The organism is Klebsiella sp. GFKo11, from assembly GCF_056490265.1.
This window is the reverse complement of the sequence record NZ_CM151369.1, coordinates 5,873,824-5,899,308: the sequence shown is the minus strand read 5'-3', so window position 1 is coordinate 5,899,308 and position 25,485 is coordinate 5,873,824. Positions and strand designations below refer to the sequence as shown.

At 52.4% G+C, this 25,485-nt stretch carries 25 protein-coding genes; 17 read left to right on the top strand and 8 right to left on the bottom strand.

Features of this window, described 5'->3' with window-relative positions:
* Window positions 1-242 precede the first annotated feature (242 nt).
* The gene (iraM, locus tag AC07P6_RS28310) at window positions 243-596 is read left to right on the top strand and encodes an anti-adapter protein IraM (RefSeq protein WP_182235650.1); all 354 of its coding nucleotides are present in this window, start codon (window positions 243-245) and stop codon (window positions 594-596) included.
* A gap of 31 nt (window positions 597-627) precedes the next feature.
* Here the strand turns inward: iraM and AC07P6_RS28305 are convergent, their stop codons facing one another.
* Genes AC07P6_RS28305 through AC07P6_RS28295 form a run of 3 tightly spaced genes read right to left on the bottom strand, consistent with a single transcriptional unit; the run spans window position 628 to window position 3,169 of the window.
* Entirely contained in the window at window positions 628-1,389 is a 762-nt protein-coding gene (locus tag AC07P6_RS28305) for an inositol monophosphatase family protein (protein WP_228727453.1), read from the bottom strand.
* Window positions 1,386-2,417 carry a LacI family DNA-binding transcriptional regulator gene (locus tag AC07P6_RS28300; RefSeq protein WP_478315201.1) on the bottom strand — a complete coding sequence of 344 codons (1,032 nt, stop codon included), beginning with the start codon at window positions 2,415-2,417 and terminating at the stop codon, window positions 1,386-1,388. The genes AC07P6_RS28305 and AC07P6_RS28300 overlap by 4 nt, the downstream gene beginning before the upstream one ends.
* Complete coding sequence (locus AC07P6_RS28295) at window positions 2,414-3,169, bottom strand: MBL fold metallo-hydrolase (protein ID WP_434660640.1); 756 nt, start codon at window positions 3,167-3,169, stop codon at window positions 2,414-2,416. The genes AC07P6_RS28300 and AC07P6_RS28295 overlap by 4 nt, the downstream gene beginning before the upstream one ends.
* 164 nt (window positions 3,170-3,333) lie before the next feature.
* On the opposite strand from AC07P6_RS28295, the gene AC07P6_RS28290 reads away from it, so the two are divergent.
* The 4 genes from AC07P6_RS28290 to AC07P6_RS28275 all read left to right on the top strand — a co-directional run bounded on the left by AC07P6_RS28290 (window position 3,334) and on the right by AC07P6_RS28275 (window position 7,311).
* Window positions 3,334-4,383, top strand: coding sequence for an ABC transporter ATP-binding protein (locus AC07P6_RS28290; RefSeq protein WP_434660638.1), 1,050 nt, complete (start codon window positions 3,334-3,336; stop codon window positions 4,381-4,383).
* 29 nt (window positions 4,384-4,412) lie between these two features.
* The gene (locus AC07P6_RS28285) at window positions 4,413-5,552 is read left to right on the top strand and encodes an ABC transporter substrate-binding protein (RefSeq protein ID WP_304255147.1); all 1,140 of its coding nucleotides are present in this window, start codon (window positions 4,413-4,415) and stop codon (window positions 5,550-5,552) included.
* A gap of 71 nt (window positions 5,553-5,623) precedes the next feature.
* Window positions 5,624-6,454, top strand: coding sequence for an ABC transporter permease (locus AC07P6_RS28280; protein ID WP_434660635.1), 831 nt, complete (start codon window positions 5,624-5,626; stop codon window positions 6,452-6,454).
* Window positions 6,454-7,311 carry an ABC transporter permease gene (locus tag AC07P6_RS28275; protein WP_434660632.1) on the top strand — a complete coding sequence of 286 codons (858 nt, stop codon included), beginning with the start codon at window positions 6,454-6,456 and terminating at the stop codon, window positions 7,309-7,311. Before AC07P6_RS28280 ends, AC07P6_RS28275 begins: the two co-directional genes overlap by 1 nt.
* Window positions 7,312-7,349: 38 nt before the next feature.
* Here the strand turns inward: AC07P6_RS28275 and AC07P6_RS28270 are convergent, their stop codons facing one another.
* Window positions 7,350-7,631, bottom strand: coding sequence for a YjcB family protein (locus AC07P6_RS28270; RefSeq protein WP_181484005.1), 282 nt, complete (start codon window positions 7,629-7,631; stop codon window positions 7,350-7,352).
* Window positions 7,632-8,174: 543 nt separating this feature from the next.
* On the opposite strand from AC07P6_RS28270, the gene AC07P6_RS28265 reads away from it, so the two are divergent.
* Window positions 8,175-9,779, top strand: a complete 1,605-nt coding sequence (locus tag AC07P6_RS28265; protein WP_304255154.1) for an EAL domain-containing protein — start codon at window positions 8,175-8,177, stop codon at window positions 9,777-9,779.
* Here AC07P6_RS28265 and soxS read toward each other — a convergent pair.
* Complete coding sequence (gene soxS, locus AC07P6_RS28260) at window positions 9,764-10,093, bottom strand: superoxide response transcriptional regulator SoxS (protein ID WP_110274562.1); 330 nt, start codon at window positions 10,091-10,093, stop codon at window positions 9,764-9,766. The two genes, AC07P6_RS28265 and soxS, sit on opposite strands and share 16 nt — an antisense overlap.
* 84 nt (window positions 10,094-10,177) lie before the next feature.
* Here soxS and soxR point away from each other — a divergent pair, with 84 nt between their 5' ends.
* The 4 genes from soxR (at window position 10,178) to AC07P6_RS28240 (ending at window position 15,096) form a co-directional block, all read left to right on the top strand.
* Window positions 10,178-10,636: a redox-sensitive transcriptional activator SoxR gene (gene soxR, locus AC07P6_RS28255; protein ID WP_110274561.1), complete on the top strand. Its 459-nt coding sequence runs from the start codon at window positions 10,178-10,180 to the stop codon at window positions 10,634-10,636.
* A 259-nt stretch (window positions 10,637-10,895) separates the two neighbouring features.
* Window positions 10,896-11,564, top strand: coding sequence for a glutathione S-transferase family protein (locus AC07P6_RS28250; protein WP_478315200.1), 669 nt, complete (start codon window positions 10,896-10,898; stop codon window positions 11,562-11,564).
* Between the two features lie 388 nt (window positions 11,565-11,952).
* Window positions 11,953-13,302, top strand: coding sequence for an NCS2 family permease (locus AC07P6_RS28245; RefSeq protein WP_478315199.1), 1,350 nt, complete (start codon window positions 11,953-11,955; stop codon window positions 13,300-13,302).
* Window positions 13,303-13,449: 147 nt separating this feature from the next.
* Window positions 13,450-15,096: a Na+/H+ antiporter gene (locus tag AC07P6_RS28240; protein WP_304255161.1), complete on the top strand. Its 1,647-nt coding sequence runs from the start codon at window positions 13,450-13,452 to the stop codon at window positions 15,094-15,096.
* Between the two features lie 110 nt (window positions 15,097-15,206).
* Here AC07P6_RS28240 and AC07P6_RS28235 read toward each other — a convergent pair whose 3' ends face one another.
* Entirely contained in the window at window positions 15,207-16,088 is an 882-nt protein-coding gene (locus AC07P6_RS28235) for a LysR substrate-binding domain-containing protein (protein WP_478315198.1), read from the bottom strand.
* Between the two features lie 103 nt (window positions 16,089-16,191).
* On the opposite strand from AC07P6_RS28235, the gene AC07P6_RS28230 reads away from it, so the two are divergent.
* From AC07P6_RS28230 to AC07P6_RS28200, 7 genes are all read left to right on the top strand, one after another.
* Window positions 16,192-16,602 (top strand): CidA/LrgA family protein, encoded by a 411-nt coding sequence (locus tag AC07P6_RS28230; RefSeq protein ID WP_478315197.1) that lies wholly within the window; start codon window positions 16,192-16,194, stop codon window positions 16,600-16,602.
* Entirely contained in the window at window positions 16,595-17,284 is a 690-nt protein-coding gene (locus AC07P6_RS28225) for an LrgB family protein (protein WP_478315196.1), read from the top strand. Before AC07P6_RS28230 ends, AC07P6_RS28225 begins: the two co-directional genes overlap by 8 nt.
* A gap of 630 nt (window positions 17,285-17,914) precedes the next feature.
* Window positions 17,915-18,451 carry a fimbrial protein gene (locus tag AC07P6_RS28220; protein WP_478315195.1) on the top strand — a complete coding sequence of 179 codons (537 nt, stop codon included), beginning with the start codon at window positions 17,915-17,917 and terminating at the stop codon, window positions 18,449-18,451.
* A 55-nt stretch (window positions 18,452-18,506) separates the two neighbouring features.
* Entirely contained in the window at window positions 18,507-19,193 is a 687-nt protein-coding gene (locus AC07P6_RS28215; protein WP_478315194.1) for a fimbrial assembly chaperone, read from the top strand.
* Window positions 19,147-21,738, top strand: a complete 2,592-nt coding sequence (locus AC07P6_RS28210) for a fimbria/pilus outer membrane usher protein (protein ID WP_478315193.1) — start codon at window positions 19,147-19,149, stop codon at window positions 21,736-21,738. Before AC07P6_RS28215 ends, AC07P6_RS28210 begins: the two co-directional genes overlap by 47 nt.
* Window positions 21,735-22,349, top strand: a complete 615-nt coding sequence (locus tag AC07P6_RS28205) for a fimbrial protein (RefSeq protein WP_478315192.1) — start codon at window positions 21,735-21,737, stop codon at window positions 22,347-22,349. Before AC07P6_RS28210 ends, AC07P6_RS28205 begins: the two co-directional genes overlap by 4 nt.
* Window positions 22,350-22,372: 23 nt before the next feature.
* Entirely contained in the window at window positions 22,373-23,476 is a 1,104-nt protein-coding gene (locus AC07P6_RS28200) for a type 1 fimbrial protein (protein WP_478315191.1), read from the top strand.
* 43 nt (window positions 23,477-23,519) lie between these two features.
* Here AC07P6_RS28200 and actP read toward each other — a convergent pair whose 3' ends face one another.
* Together actP and AC07P6_RS28190 are read right to left on the bottom strand one after the other, a co-directional pair.
* Entirely contained in the window at window positions 23,520-25,169 is a 1,650-nt protein-coding gene (gene actP / locus AC07P6_RS28195) for a cation/acetate symporter ActP (RefSeq protein ID WP_181483991.1), read from the bottom strand.
* Window positions 25,166-25,480, bottom strand: coding sequence for a DUF485 domain-containing protein (locus AC07P6_RS28190; RefSeq protein WP_110274548.1), 315 nt, complete (start codon window positions 25,478-25,480; stop codon window positions 25,166-25,168). Before AC07P6_RS28190 ends, actP begins: the two co-directional genes overlap by 4 nt.
* Between the last annotated feature and the right edge of the window lie 5 nt (window positions 25,481-25,485).

Here is a 25,485-nt window from a genome sequence, read left to right as displayed (position 1 = left end):
CCAACGCACAAGCAACTTGAAGTATGACGGGTATACATGAGCCTGTGCATACGGTGGCTGTCATCATGAGAATTAGTTATTAATTATTAGAATTCAGCATTTTCTATACATCTAAATAAGTATGGTTGGTGTTTGAGTATTGTCTTGTGTCACATTGTTGTGTGATAACCTTGCGGGTATTTATGATGAGTGCTATCAATATATAAAACGTTATTTATCAGTAACAGATACAAGGATAGAAAATGAAATGGACTATTCATAATACTCTTGTCTGTCCACACTCCGGTGTGGCCTTTTCCTCGATCTCCAGCCTGCGGTTTTTAAAGTTTATCCTTTGGTACGAAGCCGATATTTTACTGTTGCCTGGGGAGTCAATGAAGCTGTACTCCTCAAGAGTTTTAATAAATGATCAGTATCATTCATTAAAAGTTTACAACATCACGCGCTATGACGAAGCGCAGTGGGAGAGGCTGCGGGAACGACCTTCCTGTCCGTATCACTCCACGGCGGCAGCGGCAGAATCCTGCTCTTACCAGGCTCACTGCGCGATTAAACGCTGCCCGAACAATTACCCGCGTGGGGCGATATGGCGGTAGTCCGGACAGCCAAATCTACATGACGCCTGATTTATGCGGGCAGCAGAGCGGAAAGCCGGGCCTGTACATCGACGCACCCGGCCAGCACCAGGTTACCGCGCAGCAAGCCATCGTCGGCTAAAAAGTCATTGCTGGCACCGCCCGCTTCGACGATCAGCAGCATTCCTGCCAGCGCATCCCAGCTATTCATATGTTCTTCGTAATAGGCGTGCACCTGCCCGGTGGCGACGTGGGCCAGCATTAACGCTCCTGCGCCAAAGCGACGGTACTCCATTCCCGCGTTGATGACGCGAGTGAGGGCTCGGGTATAGTTTTCCGCGGGCGCGCGGCTGGAACGCCCCATCCCAATTACCACCGTTTCCGGATCCGGTTCGCGTAATGTCAGGCGCTGATCGTTAAGAAAGGCACCTTTACCGCGGCGGGCAAAGAAAAATTCATTTCGGTCAGGGGCGTAAATAATCCCCAGTTCAAGCGTATTGTGCAGAACGTAAGCCAGAGAAATACACCAGTAGTCCATCCCCTGAATGTAGTTAGTGGTTCCGTCGATAGGGTCGAGCACCCAGGTTCCTTGCTCACCGCTTTCCAGGCCGCTCTCTTCGCCGAGAAAACCATCCTGCGGGCAGTGGATCTTCAGCCAGTCCTTGATCTCTTTTTCCACAAACAGATCAGCCTGCGAGACAAAATCCTGACGCGCTTTTTTATCTATCTGTAGCCCCGTATCGCGCAGCGCTTGTGCCTGCGCGCCCAACTGGCGAATCAATTCGCATAATGACTGCTGTTGTTCTTCCGTCATAGCCTGCTCTTATCGGTTGATGGCGACGTACGCCGATGAATTAACTGCACCCCCACCCACGTGGTGCGCGAAGGCTGTAAAGGATCGCTGGCCCGCTCCAGCAGGCGCGCTAATGCCTGGCGGGAAATCTCCGCAACGTCCTGGTGCAAGGTGCTGAGCTGATAACTGTATTGCGCCGTTTGCGGCGTATTGTCAAAACCAATGAGCTGAAAATCTTCGGGAGCCTGCTTGCCGCGTAGGCGCATGCCGTCAAGGAAACCGCAGGCCAGCTGGGCATTGGCGCAGAAAATACCCTGTAGCCTGTCGTCGGCGCTGGCGGCGGCCTGAAAACCGCCGTCGTAGCCTTCAACCGGTGCGAAAAGGGCGTGCAGGTCACGTTGAGTATCCACGCCGAGTGCCAGCAGCGCTTGAGAAAATGCCGCGCCGCGCGTTTGTCCTGCCCAGGTTGAGTGATGATGGTTGAGCCAACCGAATCGATGACAGCCAGCACGAACCAGCTGCTCGGCGGCAAGGGTCGCTCCGGCGACATTATCCGAGCAAACGTAATCGACGCAGGGGATATTGGGCTGGCGATTGATGCCTACCACCGGAATTTGCTGCTGAACGCACTCGTTAACCAGCGATTCCGGCGGTTGCCCGGAGGTGACGATAACGCCGGAAACGCGAAATTGGGCGAAGCGCCGCAGGGTTTGCGCCAGATCCTGTTCGCTACGGATTTCACTCACCAGCGCCTGAAAACCGCGGCGCTGGATCTCGCTGAGCAACGCGTCAAGCAGGCTGCTGCGAAACGGATCGCTGATGCGCGAAACGATCACGCCGATCAGATGGCTGCGCCGTCGGTTTAACCCCTGGGCGAGGAAATTAACCTGATACCCCAGCTCTTCGGCCGCGCGCAGTACGCGCTCTCTGGTATCGGGAGAGATGCTGCCGTTATTGCTCAGGGCGCGGGAAACTACGGCCCGTGAGACCCCCGCACGCTGGGCGACATCCTGCGCGGTAATACTCTGTTTACGCGGCAATGAAGTCATATCGGGCGTTCCGAATGATGGAGCTCATACTGCAGGCCGTCGTGGCTAACGAACAAGCCTTCCCATGGCCGGCAGGCGAATTTCAGCGCGGGCAATATCGCGTCGTAGCAGTGATAGAGTCCCATCGTACGCAAATTGAGCTGCTGGAATAGCGCCAGGCATGAAGGGAAATCGCCGTGCGAGGCGTCATCGGCCAGCGCGGTCAGCGAGGCGCACTCCTGAAATACCAAATCGGCCCCTGCCATCAGCGCAATGGAATCCGGCGTCGGGCGACCATCACCGCTGTAGAACAGGGTTTGCCCGCCGAAGGTGATACGAATGGCGCGATTGGTCAGCTCATGCTGCGTTTGTGCAGTCTGAATATGCCAGTCATGCCACGTCCAGGACTCTGCACTGTCACGCCAGTCGATGGCAAAACACAACGTTGTTTGCGGCCAGTTTGCCAGCGCTGCCAACTGCATCAGGACCGGGCGCTGCTGCGGCTGGCTGTAGATAATCAGCGGCTTCTGGCGGGAAAAACTCTTCCAGTAGTTGAGCAGCGCCGTCAGGCCGGTGCAGTGGTCCGGGTGAACGTGGGTGAAATAGATAACGTCAATCTCGTTGATATCGCCGCTGCGCCGCCACAGCGCCCGGGGGATTGTGGGGCCGCAATCAATCAGCCACTGTCGGTTTTGGGCGTCGATAACCCGTAGTGCAGAGGTATTTTGTTCGCTGGAGAAAGCGCTGCCGCAGCCAAGAACATCTATTTTCATTTTCCCTCGCCGAAATTTTAGGGGGCTTAATTAAATTGTCACAAATACCCGACAAAGTAGGCCCACATCATGTCGAGTCAACGTTGCATTTTTTTTACATTCAAATGAACACGTGTTCATCAAAGCGATAAAAATGCAGGCACAGAGATTTTTGGGTATCGAATATGAGCTATTTACAGATCTCCCGGTTAAAGATTAGCTACGGCGATAAAGTCGTTTTGCATAATATCGATCTGAGCGTTGAGAAAGGGGAAATGATTGCCCTGCTGGGCCCTTCCGGTTGTGGGAAAACAACGCTTTTGAACGCGCTTTGCGGGTTTATTCCGACGCAGACGGGAGAGATTGCCGTTGCCGGACGCGATATTACCCGCAGCGCACCGGAGCAGCGCAATATCACCATGGTCTTCCAAAGCTATGCCCTGTGGCCGCATATGACGGTGGCACGTAATATTGGCTATGGCCTGAAGCTGCGCAAATGGCGGGGCGACGACATTGATCGCCGGGTGGCGGAGTTGCTCAATATCGTCAATCTCAACGGTCTGGCTGATGTGAAGGTGACTGAACTTTCCGGCGGTCAACGCCAGCGGGTGGCTCTGGCTCGGGCGCTGGCGATAGAGCCGGATGTTCTGGTGCTGGATGAACCGCTCTCAAACCTTGATGCGAAAGTGCGACTTAACGTACGCCACGAAATCAAAGCGCTGCAAAAAAGACTCGGCTTTACCTCGTTAATCGTTACTCACGATCAGCAGGAGGCGCTGGTAATGGCCGACCGCATTGCGGTATTAAATAACGGTCGTATTGAGCAAATAGGTTCGCCAGAGGATATTTATCAGCGCCCGGCTACGCCTTTTGTTGCCGATTTTATGGGCGCGGATAATAAAATTTCCGCCAGCGAACTCTTTGCCGCAGAGGGTATTTATCTACGCGCAGCCGGGCAATATTCCGCTGAGCATTTTCACGACCATATTATTTATTTTCGCAGCGCCGACGCCGCGCTTGATGAATTATCCGAGAGCGCCGCGCCAGAAGGGTTAACGCTGAGCGGCGTGGTTGAACAAAGTGCTTTTCTCGGCAACTTATATCGCCATAGCGTGCGCTGTCATGACCGTGTCCTGCTGGCGGATTCCGCGCACTGCTGGCCCGCGCATTCGCCGGTCAGGCTACATGTCCCGGCGCCCGCACTGCATATTTTTCCTTCATCACAAACCCATTAACTTCATCGCGTTCATTCTGGGGATAGACCATGTTTACGAAAACGAAAGCTGCGGTAGTGATTGCATTATTCCTGAGCTACGGCGCGCAGGCCGACACCGTTCTTCACGTTGCTACGGCGGGGGATCAGAATATGGTGGATTACGTCAAAACCTGGCTGGGGCCGAAGTTTGAAGCGGCGCATCCGGGAGTCAAAGTTCAGGTTGTCGGCACCGGTCCGGGAGACGCGGGGTCGAATAAAATCATTGAAAAGCTGACGGCGCAAAAAGAGAGCGGCGCGCAGAGCTGGGATATTGATGTGGCAGTGGTGCATCAGAAAGCCGGTGGTGAGCTGGTGGAGAAAGGGCTGCTGGAGAAGTATCGCCAGCAGATTAAGACCGGTTCAATGGTGAGCGCCGACAACGCGAAGAACGCCCTTGGGGTGAACGTCGACGGCTACGTTATGCCGATGTTTTTAAGCCAGACCGCCATTGCCTGGAATAGCGATGCCATTAAAACGCCTCCAGCGTCCTACGATGAACTGGTGAGCTGGGCGCAAAAAAATCCGCAGGCCTTTGGCTACAACGGCATTAAGAATGGCATGTCCGGCGTCAGCTTTGTGGTGGGCTGGATCTACGCCTACGGCACCGATGCCCAGCGTTTGTCTTCTCTGCCGTACGATAAAGGCGTTGAGAAAAATTGGGGGCAGGCTTACGAGAAGCTGAAAGCGTTTAATAAGAACGTTACCTTCACGCCGGGTAACGCCGGGACGCTCGATATGCTGAGCCGCGGCGAAATCATGATGGGGCCGGTGTGGGTGGATATGTTCTACAGCTGGAAAGATCAGGGCAAGCTGCCGCCGTCGATTAAGCTGTCGCTGCTGGCGCCGGGGATGCCGGGCCAACCGATGTACTACGTGACCCCGGCGAAGGCGGCGAACCCGCAGCTAGCGCGTGAGTTTATTGAACTGGCGACCAGCCCGGAAGTGCAGGCGCAGGGGATCGTGAAGCAGTTTAACTGGTATCCGGGGATTGACGCTGAACAGGTGAAGCCGAAGCTTGATGCGCAAACCTGGCAAAAACTGTTTGCTGAAATTTCGCCGCAGGCGCTGGCGGAATACGGTAAGAGCTTCCCGATTACGCCATATTTTGACGACATCAAAGAAGGCTATGAAAGCCAGGTCGCCAATTAATTGACTGCTGATGCTCAGGCGCGGCGTGACGTCGCCCTGAGCTTTTTCTTGTTGCTGACACCAGGTTTGCTATGCGTACTTCGCTGAAATATCTGCTGCTGGTCGCTCCGGCCGCGCTGATGATCGCCGTGCTCTTTTTATACCCGCTGGGCTTCTCGCTGATCGCCGCCTTTACCGACGATGCGCAGCGCCTCACGCTGGCTCATTTCCGTAAGGTATATGCGCTCTATTCCAGCGATATTCTGTTTACACTGATTATTGTGCTGGCTTCGGTGGCGCTGCTGGCGGTTCTCTCCATTACTCTTTCGGCGGTGATCACGCTCTCGCCCTGTCGCCCTATTGTCCGCATGCTGGGGTTTTTGTATCGCCTGCCGCTGTTTATCCCTTTTATCGTCGCCGCGCAGATGATGCGTACCTTTCTGGCCAAAAACGGCTTGATGAACAACGCGCTGGTGGCAACTGACCTCATCACTCCGCTGGAGACCGTCTCCTGGCTGGGTTGGAAGGGGATTATTATCACTTTTGTCTGGAAGCAACTGGCGTTTGCCACGTTGCTTATCTGCGGAGCGATGGCCGCGCTTGAGCAATCGCAAATTCTGGCGGCGCGTAATCTTGGGGCATCGCGTCCGCGTATTCTGTTCGACATTATTTTGCCGCAGGTGCTGCCAGCAATCGGCGTGGCGCTGGTGCTCTCCACCGTCACCATGATGTCGGTGCTGTCGGTCCCGCTGATGATAGGCGTCGGCTCGCCGACGATGATGACCGTGGATATGGCCTTCCGCGTTAATTCCTATGGCGACTATGCCGTCGCTAACGCGCTTGGCGTGGTGTCGTTGCTGATTTGCGGGGCGCTGTCGTGGTTTTATCTGCGCCATAGTCTGCAGCAAAAAGGGAGCGAATAATGAAAGAGGCAATCATGACACGACCGGGAACGCTGCTGGCGAAAGGCCGCAGAAAGCTGAGCGCCAGCCTGCCGCTACAAACGTTACTGGTAGTCTTTATGCTGCTGGCGATGTTTGGCCCGCTGCTGAACTTGCTCATCTGGACGGTGGCGGAGAGCTGGTTTTTCCCGCATTCACTGCCCAGCCAATGGGGGCTGAAATACTGGTATCAGGTATTCAGCCCCTACAGCGATGTGTCCGGCTCGCTGCTGACCAGCGTGCTGATTGCGCTGCTATCGGTGTTGGTATGTCTGCTGATCTCCATTCCGGCGGGCTACGCGCTTTCAAGGCGCGGGATGCCGCTACGGGTGTTGTTTATGCTGTTGTTTCTGATCCCGCAGGCGTTTCCCAATCTGACGGTGTACATGAATATCGCCCGGCTTTTCTATCAATGGGGGCTTAACGGCACGGTAGCGGGGGTTGTGTTGGTGCACAGCGTACATGGGTTGATGTATTCGGTGTGGATTTGCGTGGCGGCCTTTTCGGCGGTTGATCCGCTACTGGCGAGGGCTTCGCGTAATCTGGGGGCCGGACCGATTTACACCTTCTGGCATATTGTGCTGCCGCAGGCTTCGCCGGGAATTATCGCCGCCAGCATTTTTGTCTTTCTGGAATCGCTGGACGAATTTACCGGCACCTTTTTTGTCGGCGCGCCGGATATCACCACCTTGCCGCTGCTGCTGTATAACGCCAGTATGTCGGGCAACTATCAAGTATCGTCAATTACGGCGCTGATTTTACTGGTGCCGTCGCTGCTGTTTATGCTGGTGATTCATAAATTTATGCGCCCGGAGATGCTGTCGAAAATGGGCAAATAGCGGTAAAAAAAGCTTCCCGTTGGGAAGCTTTTTTTACATCAGGTCATCATCATCGGCCATTCCGGCGGGGTCTGGCTCATGACTTCAATCATGACATCTTTGATATTGCCCCAGATCTTTGCAACGTCCAGCAGCGTAATACCTAACAGACCGGTGGCAAACCAACAGGCTGCGGCCAGGCCTACACAGCTACAAATAACCGCTAAACCGGCATAATCACTTTTACGCAGCTGAATATTCATCGAGCTGGCCAGGAACATCAGCACTGCGCTCACGAGTGGCCAGCGCAAAAGTACGACACTGGTAGTAATGGTAGCCATCAACCTTTCCTCAAAGAAATGCGGGAGCCTTTGACAACCTGACGAGACTAACGATGACGTGGTGCTCTGGCTATCTACAGGCAAACAAGAGAGTAATGAAACAACGTTCTTGTTTCATCAACTAATGTGAACTATATCACAATTGTTCTTTTATTCACCAGCCAAAAAAAGTACTTTTCTTGCGCTTATTAACCCCTTTATTTGAGTGGTTAATAAGAGAGGGAGGGATGTATCTTTCATTCAGAAGGCGATTATAAACGATAGCCAGCCGCAATTCTTTTTTATTCGCGTTTATGTTCTGCGGATTTTATTACTTATTCCCGCCAATTATACGGATAAACCGAATGAAATAGTGGAGCTAATCTCATTATGTTGAGAATGTTTCTCCAGCCTTCTATAAGTCAGTATTATTCATGATTCATAGTTATGAGGTTTTTACGTCAAAGCGTGGGTTGCTGAATTGCCCTGATTCATATCACAGTAAGCAGAGTCATCGGGGCCTTTCACCTTGATTAAGGCGTATCGCATGGATAAAAAGCGGAAATGAGTCATAGCTCGCCACATAAGGCGTTAAGAGTATTTGGCATCGTGCTGGTTATTCTGCTACCGGTGATGCTGGCATTGTGGTTTGCACAAATACGCGCCAAAGCGGAAACCACCGATCAGCTACGGGTGTTTTCTAAGCTGGCGCTGCAAAAAACTGAGGTGGTCATTCGTGAAGCCGATGAGGCGCGCGATAAAGCCAGGTTATATCAGGGGGAGCTATGCTCGCCACAGCATCAGCAATATATGTTGGGCATTGTTCGCGGCCTGCTCTACATCGACGATTTAATCTATGCCAATGGCACGCATTTTTTCTGTTCGACTTCGGTACGTCGCCAGGCCGGATGGCGCATTCCGGCTGCGACGTATACCAAAAAGCCGGATATTGCGATTTACTACTACCGCGAAACCCCTTTTTATCCCAGCTATGCCATGAACTATATGCAGCGCGGTCATTATGTGGCGGTGATTCATCCGCTTTCCTTTAGCACGTTGATAACCAGCGACCGCGATCTGGCATGGGGCGTTTTTGATACCAAAACCAACCAGTTTTTTTCCGTCAGTACGAATGCAGACTCCGGTCAACTGCATCGGTTGATCCGTGATGAAGAGGCGTTTTTTCATCAGGATGGACGCGTTTATACCATTGCCCACTCCACCGTTCGCCCGATAGCCGTCATTATGTCCACTTCGCGGGTGAGCTATTATCAGAATTTTTATAATCAGGTCACGCTGACCCTGCCGCTAGGGCTGATTTGCAGCATCTTGCTTTTGCTGGTGTGGTCACGCACCCGACAGCAGTATCATTCTCCGCGCAGCATGCTGCAGCGAGCGCTAAACCGTCGCCAACTGTGCCTGCACTACCAACCGATCATGGATATCAAAAATAATTGCTGCGTGGGTGCCGAGGCGCTGTTGCGCTGGCCTGGATTTGATGGCCCGGTGATGAGCCCGGCGGAGTTTATCCCGCTGGCGGAAAATGAGGGGATGATTGCGCAGGTCACGGACTATGTGGTGGATGAGGTATTCGCCGATATGGGCGAGTTTCTGGCCCGGCACCCGCATTTATACGTGACAATCAACCTTTCGGCTTCGGATTTCCACTCCGCGAGATTGATTGAGCACATCAACGAAAAGGTCCACCGCCATGCAGTTAGCGTGGAGCAGATTAAAATCGAAGTGACTGAGCGCGGGTTTATCGATGTGCCGAAAACCACCCCGGTGATTCAGGCCTTCCGCGACGCGGGGTATGAAATTGCGATTGATGATTTTGGTACCGGCTACTCCAACCTGCACAACCTCCATTCGTTGAACGTTGACATCCTCAAGATTGATAAATCCTTCGTTGATGCGCTAACGAACAACAGCACCAGCCACCTGATTGCTGAACATATTATTCAGATGGCTAACAGCTTGCATTTAAAGATCGTTGCCGAAGGGGTTGAAACGGCCGACCAGGTGGCGTGGTTACAAAAGCACGGCGTGCAATACTGTCAGGGCTGGCACTTTGCGAAAGCGATGCCACCGCTGGAGTTTATGCAGTGGCTGACTAACGCCCGCACCAGCCTTTGCCCGCATCAACAACATCTTCACGCGGAGATTTGATGGCGATAGGCGCTGGGCGTGCGGTCGAACTCGCGGCGGAAAACCCGCGAAAATGTTTGCTGCGACACGTAGCCAAGATCCATCGCGATATCAAAAATAGGGCGCTGGGTGGTTCTTAGCGCTTCTGCGGCAAGCAGCAGGCGGCGCTGGCGAATGTAATCCCCCAGGGTTTGATGCATCACTGCACGAAACATCCGCTGCAGATACCATTTCGAATAGCCCGATTTTCTGGCGACTACATCAATGTTAAGTGGTTGATCGATATGTTCATCAATCCATTCAATAAGCGTTTGGATAATATCGTGATGGGACATATTGCGGCCTCTCTCAATTCTCGATTCGTCGTTTTGTCTGTGGGCGAGTATAATTCCTCAAGTTAACTTGAGGTAAAGCGCTTTATGGAAAAGAAATCCCCTCGCATCAAAATGCTGCTGACCCCCGGCGAAGTGGCAAAACGAACCGGTGTTGCTGTCTCCGCGCTGCACTTTTATGAAAGCAAGGGGCTGATTCACAGCCAGCGTAACGCCGGTAATCAGCGGCGCTATCGGCGTGATGTCCTGCGCGCGGTGGCGATCATTAAAATTGCGCAACGTATTGGTATTCCGCTGTCGACGATTGGCGATGCGTTCGGCGTGTTGCCGGAAGGGCATAACCTCAGCGCCAAAGAGTGGAAGATGCTGTCATCCCAGTGGCGGGAAGAGCTGGATCGGCGCATTCACACCCTGACCGCACTGCGCGATCAGCTGGATGGCTGCATTGGCTGCGGCTGCCTGTCGCGTCGCGACTGCCCGTTACGTAACCCTGGCGATAAGCTGGGCGAAGAGGGGACCGGCGCGCGGCTGTTGGAAGAGGAGTAAAAAAACTAAAGCGCCACAACAGGGCGCTTTAGTTGTTTTCCGGTCTTGGTCTTTCGCACTATCCCGCTGCTTCGCAGGAGGGTTTCCCCCGACGTCGGCTCCCCTCGGTATTGCGCAATGTGTTGATTGAGGTTCCGGTTTGTGCCGACAACTTAAGTGTGGCACTTCCCGCTGATTTTTCCTCTTTGGTTTGCCGGAAAATTTCCGTCATTCGCCGCCTGTTCCTATAGTTAATTTGAACAAACAGCGGGAGAAGCCCATGTTGACGGTACATCATCTCAATCAGTCACGATCGCAGCGCGTGCTATGGGCGCTGGAAGAGCTGCAACTGCCTTACCAGATAGTCTCTTATCAGCGGGGGAAAAATATGCTCGCCCCGGCGGAGTTGAAAGATATTCATCCGCTAGGTAAATCGCCGGTGGTGGAAGATAACGGCTACATCCTCGCGGAATCTGGCGCAATCCTGGAATATTTGCAGGAGACCTATGACAGCATTCAGCGGTTCAGGCCGCAGTCGATAGAAGATAAGTTGCAATACCGTTTTTGGCTGCACTACGCCGAAGGTTCGCTGATGCCTCTGATGCTGATGAAACTGGTATTTGCCAGCCTCGGTAAACCCCCAGTACCGTTCGGCATGCGCACTTTAGGCAACGCATTGGGCAAAGGAGTGCAAAAAGCCTGGCTTAACCGGCAAGTGGAAACGCACGCCCGTTTTATTGAAGAGCATCTTTCCCGACACCGATGGTTTGCCGGAGCCGAACTGAGTATGGCGGATATCCAGATGAGCTTCCCGGCGATGGCGTTGCTGGCGCGCGGCGGTGTGGACCATTTACCGCATCTGACGCAGTGGGTACAGCGCATAGAGCAGCGCCCGGCGTGGCAGAGGGCGATTGAGCGCGGTGGTCCCTTTACCCTTCCCGGCGCGTGATCCATTACTAAAGCCGATGACCGGAAAAAGTTGCTATCAGTGCAATGCAAAAATGTTACCGGATTGCGCATGGACGATAACGTTTGCGCATCGGCTGGTTATTTCCTGAACGTCATAAGCGAAATTTAGCGAAATACGGCAATCTTCAGTTGAAAAGGCCCATCTAAAGGCTGGATAATCGTTTGCCTTTTTATTTTGCTCATCATTTCCTCTGCTAACAGGGGGGAGCAAAGTCATTCTTCACACCGTATTGTATGCGCGGAGTTAAACGTTTGCTTTTCACAGCCCCTGGCGCTGCGATGTAGCACAAGGAGATCGCGTTTAACTGGCAGTGGATGGTCCACCTCGCATCCAAACGAACGATAAAAATTCTCAGGGGAAGTTTTCTATGTCTACGCCTTCAGCGCGTACCGGCGGTTCATTGGACGCCTGGTTTAAAATTTCTGCTCGCGGCAGCACCGTGCGCCAGGAAATCGTTGCCGGTCTTACGACCTTTCTGGCGATGGTGTATTCCGTCATCGTGGTGCCGGGTATGCTCGGAAAAGCCGGTTTCCCACCGGCGGCGGTCTTTGTCTCCACCTGCCTGGTGGCGGGCGTTGGCTCTCTGCTCATGGGACTGTGGGCGAACCTGCCGCTGGCAATTGGCTGCGCGATTTCGCTGACCGCCTTTACCGCCTTTAGCCTGGTGTTGGGCCAACAGATCAGTATTCCGGTAGCGTTGGGTGCCGTGTTCCTGATGGGCGTGCTGTTTACCGTGATTTCCGCAACCGGTATTCGTAGCTGGATCTTGCGTAATCTGCCGCAGGGCGTTGCGCACGGCACGGGGATTGGTATCGGCCTGTTCCTGCTGCTGATCGCCGCCAACGGCGTTGGTCTGGTCATCAAAAACCCGCTGGACGGCCTGCCGGTGGCGTTGGGTAATTTCGACAGCTTCCCGGTGATTATGTCGCTGGTGGGGCTGGCGGTGATTATCGGCCTCGAAAAACTCAAAGTGCCGGGCGGTATTCTGCTGACGATTATCGGCGTGTCGGTTATCGGCCTGATTTTCGATCCTAACGTTCACTTCTCCGGTGTTTTCGCTATGCCGTCGCTGAGCGACGAGCACGGCAACTCGCTGATCGGTAGCCTGGATATCGTGGGCGCGCTGAACCCCATCGTTCTGCCGAGCGTGCTGGCGCTGGTGATGACCGCAGTATTTGATGCTACTGGCACCATCCGCGCGGTAGCCGGTCAGGCAAACTTGCTGGATAAAGACGGGCAGATTATCAACGGCGGCAAAGCATTGACCACTGACTCCCTGAGCAGCGTCTTCTCCGGTCTGGTCGGTGCGGCTCCGGCAGCGGTCTATATCGAATCGGCTGCCGGTACGGCGGCTGGCGGCAAAACGGGCCTGACTGCGGTAACCGTTGGCGTGCTGTTCCTGCTGATCCTGTTCCTCTCTCCGCTCTCTTATCTGGTACCAGCGTACGCGACGGCTCCGGCGCTGATGTACGTTGGCTTGCTGATGCTGAGCAACGTGGCGAAAATCGACTTTAACGATTTTGTCGATGCGATGGCGGGCCTGATTACGGCGGTCTTTATCGTGCTGACCTGTAACATCGTTACCGGCATCATGATTGGCTTTGCTTCACTGGTGATTGGTCGTCTGGTGTCCGGGGAGTGGCGCAAGCTGAACCTGGGGACGGTGATCATCGCGGCGGCGCTGGTTATTTTCTACGCTGGCGGCTGGGCGATTTAACTTTTTCTGCTAATCACGGGCGGCTTTGGCCGCCCGATTTATTTTTAAGCCACATCCTGTTTCCTTTTGCGTTAATCTGAGTAGCGTACCATTTCGAGACATGACGCCTCAGATGTAAAAAAAGAAAACGCAGCAAACAGGGAACACATGGAAATATTCTTTACCATACTCATCATGACCCTCGTGGTCTCTCTCTCCGGGGTGGTTACACGCGTACTGCCCTTTCAGGTTCCACTACCTTTAATCCAAATAGGCATTGGCGCGATGCTGGCCTGGCCTACCTTTGGACTACACGTCGAATTCGACCCTGAACTCTTTCTGGTTCTGTTTATCCCGCCGCTGCTATTTGCTGATGGCTGGAAGACGCCGACCCGCGAGTTCATTGAGCATGGGCGAGAAATATTTGGTCTGGCGCTAGCGCTGGTGCTGGTGACGGTGGTCGGTATTGGCTACCTCATCTACTGGATCGTGCCGGGCATTCCGCTGATACCGGCCTTCGCGCTGGCGGCGGTGCTGTCACCGACGGATGCCGTAGCGCTCTCAGGGATTGTTGGTGAAGGGCGCATCCCGAAAAAAATTATGGGGATTTTGCAGGGTGAGGCGCTGATGAACGACGCCTCCGGCCTGGTCTCCCTGAAGTTTGCCGTCGCGGTAGCGATGGGCACGATGGTCTTTACCGTCGGCGGAGCGACGGTAGAGTTCTTCAAAGTGGCGGTGGGCGGCATTCTTGCAGGATTCGTGGTCAGTTGGCTGTACGGGCGTTCAATGCGCTTTCTTAGCCGTTGGGGCGGCGATGAACCGGCAACGCAGATTGTCCTGCTGTTCCTGCTGCCGTTCGCTTCCTACCTGATTGCCGAACATATCGGTTTTTCCGGGATCCTGGCGGCGGTTGCTGCGGGGATGACCATCACCCGTTCCGGCGTGATGCGCAGCGCACCGCTGGCGATGCGCCTGCGTGCTAACAGCACCTGGGCGATGCTGGAATTCGTGTTTAACGGCATGGTTTTCCTGCTGTTGGGGCTGCAGCTGCCGGATATTCTGTCGAGCTCGCTGGTGGCGGCAGAGGCGGATCCGAACGTTGAAACCTGGATGCTATTTACCGATATCATCCTGATTTACGCCGCCCTGATGCTGGTGCGCTTTGGCTGGCTGTGGACGATGCGTAAATTGAGCCAGCGCTTCCTGAAAAAGAAACCGATGGAGTTTGGCTCCTGGACCACGCGTGAACTGCTGATCTCCTCCGTCGCCGGGGTGCGCGGGGCGATTACTCTTGCCGGTGTGCTGTCGATTCCTCTGCTGTTGCCGGACGGTAACGTCTTCCCGGCGCGCTATGAGCTGGTGTTCCTTGCCGCCGGGGTGATTCTGTTCTCCCTGTTTGTTGGTGTGATTGCGCTGCCGATTCTGCTGCGCCATATCGAGTCGAGCGACCACGTTCAGCAGCGCAAAGAAGAGCGTCTGGCGCGGGCGGCAACGGCGGACGTGGCGATTGTCGCGATTCAGAAAATGGAAGAGCGCCTGGCATCAGACACTAAAGAGAATATCGATAATCAGCTGCTGACCGAGGTTAGTTCGCGGGTAATTGGTAACCTGCGTCGTCGGGTCGATGGACGTAACGATGTGGAAACGTCGATGCTGGAAGAGAGCCTCGAACGTCGATTCCGCCTGGCTGCGCTGCGTTCAGAGCGCGGGGAGCTATACCACCTGCGTGCCACCCGGCAGATCAGCAACGAGACGCTGCAGAAGATGTTGCACGATCTCGACCTGCTGGAAGCGCTGTTAATCGAAGATCATTAATCCCGAACCTGTTCCCCGGAGGCGCCTGACGCGCCTTGTCCGGGTTACCGTCCCTCAGACGATTGGGAATCTGTAGCCCGGGTAAGGCGTTTACGCCGCAACCCGGGAGCTCACTCCAGCCAGAATGCCTTACTGCACTCCAGCCATGCCCGCGCGCTGTGCGACATATACACGCCCTCCCGCCAAATCATCCCCAATTCCCAACGCAGCTCGCTCTGCAACGGTATCCAGCAAAAACTTTGCGCATCGAGACGCTGGCAAATCGGCTCCGGCAGAATCGCTATCCCAATCCCCGCTTGTACCATCGCGGCCAGAAAATCCCACTGCCCGCTACGCACCGCAATACGCGGCTTAACCTCGTGCTGGGTAAAAAGCTGCATCAACTGCTGGCTGAGGGCAAAATCTTCGTTATAAATCACCAGAGGATGCTCGGCGAGCGCCTTCGGAGACAGTGACGATATGCTTTCCCACTGCGCTGTTCTCGGAGTAAGCACGCAGAGTGGATGACTAAACAACGACAGCGTGCTCAGGCCGCTGGCCTCATCAACGGGGAGCGCCGTCATCGCCAAATCCAGCTCGCCGTTGCTCACGGCCTGCTGCACCGTCAATCCGCCAAACTCGGCAATCTTGAGTTCAACGCCCGAGTAGCGCTGGCGAAAGTGGCTAATCGGTTCCGCCATCAGCATTCCCACCATCGGCGGGATCCCCAGACGCAGCACACCTTTGTGCAGATGATTAATATCGCTCAGCTCCGACTCGAGCTGATGAAACTCACCAAGAATGGCCTGTCCGCGCTCGAAAACCACCCGCCCGGTATCGGTCAGCAATAGCTTGCGCCCATCGCGAATCAGCAGGGTGCAGTTCAGCTCATCTTCCAGATTTTTGAGCATCTTGCTGATGGTGGGCTGCGTGACGAATAGCTTCTCCGCCGCACGGGTAAAGCTTTGCTGGCGGACTACTTCAACAAAATAACGCAGCGTTCGGATATCCATAATTATTCCCTGAGACTATACCTGTGATGATTTTAATTCATTTCTACCAGGCCTGGCGGCTCTCTATACTGCACGCCTGTCATCTTTTTCAGGAATTCCGCTCATGGCCTTCGCGCCAGCTCGCGTGACGCCTTTCGTCATGCAACGCCTTCAGGTACCGATTCAGGTACTGATCTATGCCGGATTGTTTGTCTGCGCTGAATATTTGGTTAACTGGTTGCACCTGCCGCTTCCGGCAAATTTAGTCGGCATGTTGCTGCTGCTGGCGCTGATTGTCTGTCGGGTTATCCCCTTAAACTGGGTACGCGCCGGGGCTCGCTGGCTGCTGGCGGAGATGCTGCTGTTTTTCGTGCCAGCAGTGGTTGCGGTCGTGAACTACGCCCAACTGCTGATGGTTGATGGCTGGCGCATCTTTTTGGTTATTGGGCTGAGCACCATCATGGTACTGGGCACGACGGCGTGGGTGGTCGATAAAGTGTATCGCTATGAAGTGAGCAGGATGAAACATGAGTGATTTTCAGCTGAGCGTCCTGTGTCTTATCGTTACGCTGGGGCTCTATTTTGCCAACAAACGTCTCTATCGACGCTTTCATAAGCTCCCGCTGATGCCGCTGGTTTTTACCCCAGTCCTGTTGGTACTGATCCTGGTATTTGGCCATATCTCCTATCAAAGCTATATCGGGGAAACCCACTGGCTGCTGTGGTTGCTGGGTCCGGCGACCATCGCCTTTGCCGTCCCGGTGTATGACAACCTGACGATTATTAAGCGCCACTGGATGTCGCTGGCCGCTGGCGTCACTACCGCGTCGGTTGTTGCGGTGACCAGCTCGGTGTGGCTGGCGCGGCTGTTTACGCTGCCTGATGAGATCCAGCGTAGCCTGGCGGTACGTTCGGTGACGACGCCCTTTGCGCTGGCGGCAGCCAAACCGCTGGGCGGTCAGCCTGATTTAGTCGCCCTGTTTGTGGTCGTGACCGGGGTATTTGGTATGGCGGTGGGCGATGTGCTGTTTCTGCGTCTTTCTATTCGAGAGGGGATGGCGAAAGGGGCGGGATTTGGCGCGGCGTCTCATGGTGCCGGAACGGCTCGTTCCTATGAGCTAGGGCCGCAGGAGGGCGTGGTCGCCAGCCTGGTGATGATGCTTTCCGGTGTGGTGATGGTATTGGCCGCGCCGTTGGTGCGATGGGCGATGTTTTGATAATCATTATCACGATTATTATCTTTGCGGATAGACTGGGAAATATAATGGTGTATTAAGTATTTTTAATAGAAAATGTTAATTAACGCTACATGTATATACTTATGTAATTGATGATTCAATCAGTTGCGATATTAATGTTAAATAGAGATTAGGTGTGTTTTTTATTGGTTTTTTCGCGAATTTTCTCAATTGCTTTACGTTTGAATTGTAACTAAATGTTTCATTTTTTAGTGATTTTATAGTTGTTTTGAGTATGTGTTTTGTATTTTATATTTTTTGTGTGAATGTATTTATTTTATAATATCATGATTTTTCTTGTTTATTTTCAAGTTATACATCGTGATTATTGATGGTGACTAATTATATCCTTAAGCGAGATGTCTCAACCTTGTTGAGAATACTCCTACTTTCGGTTATCTTAGCGACGTGAGCTTTTATTATTGAATGGATTCATGTGGAGCTAAAGCTCTTGCATTGGTATTTATAATTAATATTATATGCAAGCAATTCATTTCCCAGGAAATATATCAACCTGTATATCAGGTTGGTATCCAATCCCATTCTCTAATATATCGCCATAAACAATTGATGGATTGATTGTTAATCTGGATAAATAGGGGAATACCAATGAAAACCAATGTAAAAACTTTAGCTAAAATTCTGGCCTTATCTGCGGGCTGCTCTCTGGTTGCAATGTCTCATGCGGATAACACTATCAAGTTTACCGGAACGGTTTCCGATACGACGTGTACTGCCACTATTGATGGCGGCGTTTCCTCTATTGAGATGGGGACTGTCTCGGTAGCAGACTTAAAAGCTAATACCTATAGCGCGGCGAAAAGTTTCACTTTCAATTTGACCGCTTGCCCTACGGACGCAGGGGCACTGACTAAAGCCAAAATTACCTTTGGTGGTGAAGCGGATACTTACAATAGTGATTATTTTAAAAACCAGGCTTCAGGGACCCCAGCTGCCAATGTAGCTGTCGCTATTTTTGATAACGCCGGAGCTTTACAGAAGAACAATACCGAAGGCTCTAATGTTGATATCACCTCCGGTTCAGCAACCGTTCCGTTTACCGTAAAAATGGCTAAATCTGGTGCCTCTGACCCAACTAAAGGTCCGGTGTCGACGACAGTAACTTATAACGTTACCTATTATTAATTAAGTAAAAATATATAAAGGGAAAGCAGTTTGCTTTCCCTGTTTGGACACTGCTATGAACAGATTATTATGTTGTGTTTTTTTATTTTCCTGTATCTCCGTATCGCAGGCGAGTGTGGTTGTTGGTGGCACGCGCGTTATCTTCGATGGCACACAAAAGACAACGACAGTGTCTGTTCAAAATAAAGATAATGTTACAAATATAGTACAGTCCTGGATCTCCATTGTGGATGGGACAACACCCGCGAAAGATTCATTTATTACTACCCCTCCTCTTTTCCGATTGAAGGCGGGTGAACAAGGGTTTGTGCGCATTCTCCGTTCAGGTAAACCTCTGCCGGAAGATCGGGAGTCGATGTTTTGGCTTAATGTTAAAGGGATTCCTGCAATGGAAAACGCACCAGACAAGAACATGGTGCAATTTGCTATCAACTCCCGAATTAAACTTATTTATCGACCCGCAGCCTTAAAAAAAGCCATTCCAGAAAACTACTCTGAGAAACTGCAATGGTCCAGTGAAGGAAGAGTGCTGAAGGTGAAAAACGACTCTCCACTATATATGAATTTCTCAGGGATATTTATTAATGGCAAGGCAGTGCCTGAAGCGTGGTTTGTTGCCCCTTACTCAACGATAAAAATACCGGCAGCAAGCGCATCTTCATCTGGGAAAAGAGAAGTCACATGGAGCGTGATCAATGATTATGGTATGTCAGGACCGAAATATACTGCCATCATTCAATGATATTGAGTGTAATAATACATTTGTATTGAAAAGCAGCTACATTGCTATTCTCTGCTGTCTTGGCACAATCCCATTACCGACTGTCGCTGGGGAATACTTTAACCCACACTTACTTGAAGTGAATGAAACGGGTGCGACAGCCGTAGACTTATCCTATATCTCCCAGGAAACCGTACCTCCGGGTAAATACAATCTCGATGTCTATCTTAACGACAAGTTTATTACTTCTGAATCCATCGTTTTCAAGCCGCAAAATGAAGGTGATGATTCTTCTGTTCAGCCGTGTATCAGCGTTGCGCAACTGAAAGAGTGGTCGATCAAAACCGAAGATTATCCCGAACTCACGGTGGCTGGATCCGGGTGCGCAAAGCTGTCCGCGATCCCCGGATGGGAGACGGCGGTACAGCTTTCGCATCAGCGGGTCGATTTCACATTGCCTCAGGTCGCCATGTTGCACCGTCCGCAGGGTTATGTTCCCGAAAGCAGATGGCAGCAGGGCATTACTGCCGGGTTGTTTAACTATAATCTTTCCGGGCAAAAAACCGATCCGCGACACGGCGGCGAATCGACGTCCAGCCAGTTTGTCAGCCTGCAACCAGGTCTGAACGTTGGACCATGGCGTTTACGAAATTACAGCACCCTCAATCATAATAATGATGGTAATCAGTGGGACTCCGTCTACAGCTATATTTCACGTGATATTCACGCCCTGAAAGGCCAGATGATAATGGGGCAGACCTATACCTCATCAGGCGTGTTTGACAGTATCAGCTTCACCGGTCTGCAACTGAACTCAGATAAAGAGATGCTCCCGGATAGCATGAATGGTTTTGCGCCGGTGATTAAAGGGATCGCCCGCACGACCGCCGACGTGACGGTTTATCAGAACGGATACAGCATCTATAAAACCACGGTCTCTCCTGGCGCATTCGAAATAAACGACCTTTACCCAACCGGGAGCGCGGGCGATCTCTATGTGACGGTAAAAGAGTCCGATGGCAGCGAACAGAGCTTTGTTGTGCCTTTCGCTTCGCTGGCGATTTTGCAACGTGAGGGACAGGTCGATTACTCTTTCAGCAGTGGTAAAACGCGCTCGGGGAGTTCAGGAGGAAAGGAGTATAACTTCCTGCAATCAACGGTTGCCTGGGGGGCACTGAGTAACGTCACGCTATACAGTGGTTTCCAGCAATTAGAAGATAAATATAGTAATTTGCTGCTGGGGGCTGGGTTTAATCTGGGTTCTGTCGGCGCGCTCTCATTTGATGCTTCCCAGTCTGTGGCTGATATAAAAGAAAATCCTGCATCGGATAAAACGTCATCCAGCGAAGGGCAGTCTTATCGCGTGCGCTTTAGTAAAGATTTCCCGCTGACGGGAACCAACTTTTCCGTCGCTGGCTATCGTTATTCAACGCATGGCTACTACTCGCTGCAAAATTTTATCGATAACGAGAATGCTTACAGCGGTTGTTGTTCATCAACCGGGCGGACGAAAGATCGTTTTGACGCATCGGCTTCGCAGATATTCTCTGGTTTTGGCTCACTCTCCCTTTCACTGGTCAGTGAGTCCTACTGGGATAATTCACGTATGGAGTCTCTGGGGGTGAGTTATAGCAACACCTTTGGTCGGGTGTCATATTTTATCAACTACTCCTATAACCGAAATGTGCAGAGCACTAGCCAGGACAGTGATAGTTCGCCGTCCAGCGATAATATTATTTCCCTCACCGTGAGCGTACCTTTCGGCGCAGATATGTCGGCTAACTACAATATGAACAGTAGTCGGAAGGGCGACACCACGCATAGCCTTGGTTTAAATGGCACAGCCTTTACGGACCGTTCCCTGAACTGGAACGTGCAGGAAGGATATAACGCAAACGACAGAAGTACCTCGGGGAACGTCAACCTGAACTATCAAGGTTCAAAAGGTGAAGTGGCGGCTGGATACGGTTATGACAGCTATAGCTCTCATTATAATTACTCGCTGCGCGGCGGGATGGTTGCCCACTCCGGTGGCGTCACTTTTTCACGCTATCTTGGCGAAAGCGTGGCGCTGGTTGAAGCGCCCGGCGTCAGCGATGTAGCAGTACGTGGACAGACTAACGTGATGACCGATTCTGCTGGATACGCCGTCGTGCCCTTTGTTCGGCCCTACCATGAAAATAATCTCTCCCTTGATGAGCAACAGGTCTCGGGGGCGGAAATTGATAATATCGTCAGAACGGTGGTACCGACGCGCAGCGCTATCGTTAAGGTAAAATACGATACCTGGATTGGCTATAAAGCGATGATGACCTTGCGTTACCAGAATAAAGCTGTGCCTTTTGGCGCCGTTATTACGTTAGATGATGAAAGCCGGGACCATAAAGAAGACCGCAGTTCCATTGTTGGTGATTCCGGGCAGGCCTATCTTACCGGGCTCCCGGAAAAAGGCCGGCTATTTGTGAAGTGGGGTGATGCTCAAAATACCCAGTGCTATCTCAAATATGATTTGTCGTCCAATAAATCAGTTGATGATATTGTTTTTTATGAAGCGGATTGCCGATGATGAATATCAATATATTCGGTTTAAACCAGAAAGTCAGAACGGTAGCGATGCGGGTAAATCATGCTAAACCATCGATGAAATCTCGAACGCTATTATTGATTACAGGGCTTCTGCTGAGCGGCACGATGCCTGCCTGGGCTTATGATGCGACGAGTACCGTTAATTTTAATGTCACCGGTACGATTGAAGAGCCCGTATGTGAAGTGTCCGTGAAGCCATCCAATGCTATCGACCTGGGCACGGTTTCCTATCAATATCTGACCGGCAAACCGGGGGCGACGAGTGAAACCACAGCAGTGTCACTGGTCTTTGATAATTGCTCGACAGGCACGACTTCAGCAGCGATAACATTTAATGGTGTTCCGTTTGATAGTACCTACACCGCGATTTATGAAAATGAGTTGATTTATGGTGCCAAGGACGTCGGGCTGCAACTGCTTAGTGCAGAGGATCAGAAAACGTTGGGGCCAAACGATAGCTATACCTATGTATTCAATGATAGCTCCTCGGGGCATACTTTTGATATGAGCGCCAGAATGTATACACCCTACGGTCATGTAACGGCAGGAAATGTCGTCTATACGGTCACTTTTAATGTGTCATATAAGTGATTTGTTTTTCGTCAGGGAGATTTATGAAAAAATATATTTTACTATTGCTGGTTTGTCTCTTCCCAATTTATGGTTGGTCATGTACCAGCGGCACCAATTATGGTGATGTGTCGATGACGAATCTTCCAGAGCAAATATTGATTAATGCTGGGAGTTACTCGGCCGGGACGGTTCTTTATGATTCTGGCCAAATCACCCGATCGCAAACCTCGGTTCTTAACTGCCAGGGTAATATATATGCTCAGTTTGCATGGTCTTCAGGAAATACCATTTCATCTGTTAGCGACGGGATATATACAACTAGCGTGCCCGGTATCGGTCTCAGAGTTAAGGTGTGGTTGAATGTTACCGGGGAATATGGTGGTGATACTGATGATTTTAATGCGGATTATAGCCAGCATTATATCGGTGATGCAAACTTCTACCTGGGCAAGCCAAATGGGATTCTTGATACCTGGGCTGCTACAAATTATACCCCAAAGTATCAGCTGCAGCTTATTGCTACGGGCGGGGCGATCGCCAGCAATAGCTCCCTGACGCTGAAGGATCCCGTCTCCTCAGTTTCTATTAAAGATAGTTCTGGAACGATGGTTATTTCTCAACTGCACGTGACCGGAACGACGAAAATCCAGCTGACGCCGATGGGCTGCACGGCAAGTACGACCGCGCTAAATTTCCCAATGGGTTCGGTTAAAACGAGTGAATTTAATCTCTCCAGCAAAGTTGGCTCCGCCCAGCAAACGTTGGCGCTGACCTGTGAGCCAGGGACTAACGTGACGATGCGTATTACGGCGACAGAAGCGGAGGGGGATAATCCGGACCACACCGTGATTGCGTTAACGCCTGGTGAAAACGTGGCTACCGGTGTAGGGGTTCAGTTGAATATCAACGGCGCGCCGCTGTCTGTGAATACCACTACCTACAGGGTATTTGCAGAAACTAACAGAACCACGATAACGAATTCAGGCGCAGAGGCCAGTTATACGAAATTCACCGATCCTGCTAACCCAGGCGGGGCGGCGGCGTCAAACTCGCTGGCGTTTTCGACTAACTATTATAAAACTGGCGCTGAAGTGACGCCGGGGACCGCTAATGCGAGCGGCACAATAACGTTTAGCTATAACTAAAATGAAACGTTCCCCGACCGTCAGGTCGGGGGAACGAAAGAACTTAATGCGCCTGACCCTTCTCAATACCGATACCGGTCTGCGAACGGATAAACTGCGCGCGGAACCGCTCGCGCTCGCGCAATCCTTCCTCTGAGTTATCGGTAGCGGAGAAGAACCAGATACCAACAAAGGCAATGGCGATAGAGAACAGCGCCGGATATTCATATGGGAATACCGCCTTTTCGTGGCCGAGGATCTGCACCCAAATGGTCGGGCCGAGGATCATCAGAATCACTGCGGTCAACAGGCCCAGCCAGCCGCCAATCATCGCCCCACGCGTGGTCAGCTTCGACCAGTACATCGACAGCAGGATAATCGGGAAGTTACAGCTGGCGGCGATAGAGAACGCCAGACCGACCATAAACGCGATGTTTTGATTCTCGAACAGGATGCCCAGCAGAATCGCCACCACGCCCAGAATCAGCACGGTAATCTTCGACACTCTCAACTCTTCGCGTTCGGTTGCTCCTTTCTTAAAGACGTTGGCGTACAGGTCATGCGAAACAGCCGAAGCTCCCGCCAGCGTCAGGCCAGCAACCACCGCCAGAATCGTGGCGAAGGCGACCGCTGAGATAAAGCCAAGGAACAAGTTGCCACCGACCGCATCCGCCAGATGCACCGCCGCCATATTATTGCCGCCGATAAGCTGCCCGGCCGCGTCTTTAAACGCCGGATTTGCGCCTACCAACATGATGGCGCCGAAACCGATGATAAAGGTCAGGATGTAGAAATAACCCATAAAGCCGGTGGCGTAGAACACGCTCTTACGCGCTTCTTTGGCGTCGCTCACGGTGAAGAAACGCATCAGAATGTGCGGCAGCCCCGCAGTACCGAACATCAGGCCAAGACCGAGCGACAGCGCTGATATCGGGTCTTTTACCAGCCCGCCGGGGCTCATAATCGCTGAGCCCTTAGGATGGACCGCCATCGCTTCGGTAAACAGGTTATTGAAGCTGAAACCGACGTGCTTCATCACCATAAAGGCCATAAAGCTTGCACCGAACAGCAGCAACACCGCTTTAATAATTTGTACCCAGGTGGTGGCGAGCATGCCGCCGAACAGCACATAGAGCACCATCAGTACGCCGACCAGCACCACCGCGATGTGGTAATTGAGGCCGAACAGCAGCTGGATAAGCTTACCGGCACCAACCATCTGGGCAATCAGATACAGCGCCACGACCACTAGCGAACCGCAGGCGGAGAGGATGCGAATCGGCCCCTGTTTCAGACGATAAGATGCCACGTCGGCAAAGGTGTAGCGTCCGAGGTTACGCAGGCGCTCGGCGATCAGGAACAGGATAATCGGCCAGCCGACCAGGAAGCCGAGGGAGTAGATCAATCCGTCGTAGCCGGAGGTGTAAACCAGCGCGGAAATCCCGAGGAACGAGGCCGCCGACATAAAGTCACCGGCAATTGCCAGGCCGTTCTGGAAGCCAGTGATATTGCCGCCTGCAGTGTAGTAATCGCTACGCGAACGCACGCGTTTTGACGCCCAGTAAGTGATGTACAGCGTCAGAGCGACGAAAATCAGGAACATGATAATCGCCTGCCAGTTGGTCGGCTGGCGCTGTACCGCGCCGGTGATGGCGTCTGCGGCGTTGGCGGTAAAAGGGAGCGTGGCGGCGAGCGCCGTCAGAACTTTCTTCATGATGCTTTAACCTCGCTGAGAATGCTCTTCGTCAGCTGGTCAAATTCACCGTTTGCCCGCCAGACGTAAATTCCGGTTAGTACGAAAGAGATAACGATTACGCCGATACCGATCGGAATACCCCGGGTGACGCTGGTTCCCGCATGCAGCGGCGTGCCCAGCCAGCCGGGGGCGAAGGCGATAAGCAAAATAAAGCCCACATAAATCACCAACATAATCAGTGACAGGATGGTGGCAAACCTTTGCCGGGCTGCAACAAGCTCCCTAAAATGCGCACTATTTTCTATCCGCTGACAAATCTGATCGTTCATCGTAG